General features: G+C 48.3%; 5 tRNA genes. All 5 read left to right on the top strand.

Going from position 1 to position 749, the window contains the following annotated elements:
- Nucleotides 1-88: 88 nt before the first annotated feature.
- The 5 genes from HGP28_RS18950 (at nt 89) to HGP28_RS18930 (ending at nt 651) form a co-directional block, all read left to right on the top strand.
- Nucleotides 89-165: transfer RNA gene (locus tag HGP28_RS18950), tRNA-Met, on the top strand.
- A gap of 52 nt (nt 166-217) precedes the next feature.
- A tRNA-Leu gene (locus HGP28_RS18945) sits at nt 218-302 on the top strand.
- 25 nt (nt 303-327) lie between these two features.
- Nucleotides 328-412, top strand: a tRNA-Leu gene (locus HGP28_RS18940).
- A 38-nt stretch (nt 413-450) separates the two neighbouring features.
- Nucleotides 451-527, top strand: a tRNA-Met gene (locus HGP28_RS18935).
- A gap of 39 nt (nt 528-566) precedes the next feature.
- Nucleotides 567-651 (top strand) — tRNA-Leu (locus HGP28_RS18930).
- Nucleotides 652-749: the final 98 nt, after the last annotated feature.

The following is a 749-nucleotide window of genomic DNA, read 5'->3' as shown; positions in this document are numbered from 1 at the left end:
GGTAGACGCACCAGATTTAGGTTCTGGCGCCGCAAGGTGTGAGAGTTCGAGTCTCTCCTTCCGCACCATAACTCTTTAAGAGTTAAATGGCTACGTAGCTCAGCTGGTTAGAGCACATCACTCATAATGATGGGGTCACAGGTTCGAATCCCGTCGTAGCCACCATTCTTTTCTTCTTTGCGCTTTTTAAGCAAAGCGTAAAGAAAGCAATCAAGTCGCGGAAGTGGCGAAATTGGTAGACGCACCAGATTTAGGTTCTGGCGCCGCGAGGTGTGAGAGTTCGAGTCTCTCCTTCCGCACCATGACTTGATAGCAAACAATTTGTATGCGGAAGTGGCGAAATTGGTAGACGCACCAGATTTAGGTTCTGGCGCCGCGAGGTGTGAGAGTTCGAGTCTCTCCTTCCGCACCATATCTCAGTAAATTTGAGACAATACAAATTGCATTTATGGCTACGTAGCTCAGTTGGTTAGAGCACATCACTCATAATGATGGGGTCACAGGTTCGAATCCCGTCGTAGCCACCATTCTTAATCGCTTTTACTTAAGAGCCATTAAGAATGTATGCGGAAGTGGCGAAATTGGTAGACGCACCAGATTTAGGTTCTGGCGCCGCAAGGTGTGAGAGTTCGAGTCTCTCCTTCCGCACCATAATTCGATAAGATTGGCAACAATCTCATCACCTGCAGGTCTATCGCCAAGCGGTAAGGCAACGGGTTTTGATCCCGTCATTCCCTGGTTCGAATCCA

The organism is Vibrio agarilyticus (genome assembly GCF_012641465.1).
GTDB classification, from domain to species: domain Bacteria; phylum Pseudomonadota; class Gammaproteobacteria; order Enterobacterales; family Vibrionaceae; genus Vibrio; species Vibrio agarilyticus.
This window is presented reverse-complemented; position numbering and strand designations above follow the sequence as displayed.